1 protein-coding gene is annotated in these 241 nt (G+C 31.1%); it reads right to left on the bottom strand.

The features are described from left to right. A partial coding sequence (locus SB765_RS33150) for a hypothetical protein (protein ID WP_410932964.1) occupies positions 1 to 241 on the bottom strand: 241 nt, incomplete at both ends.

Raw genomic sequence — 241 nt, 5'->3', positions numbered from 1 at the left:
CTATCTATTCGTAGCACTCCATTCCTAATAATAGAGATACTTTTACTTACAATTTCGTATTTGTTGTAATCAATTATTGTAAAACGGTTGCTATCCAAAAATACATTAAACGATTGGTTTAGTTTCTTATCATCTTTGTTTGGAAATTCTATATATGGTCCAACAAGTAAAACATCACGGCTTTTGGCTAGAATATTTTGAAGAGCTACTCTATACGCTGTATCTCGTTCATTTTCTTTGC

Origin of the sequence: Pseudomonas sp. SIMBA_067, assembly GCF_046534675.1 — a bacterium.
GTDB classification, from domain to species: Bacteria; Pseudomonadota; Gammaproteobacteria; order Pseudomonadales; family Pseudomonadaceae; genus Aquipseudomonas; species Aquipseudomonas putida.
This window is presented reverse-complemented; position numbering and strand designations above follow the sequence as displayed.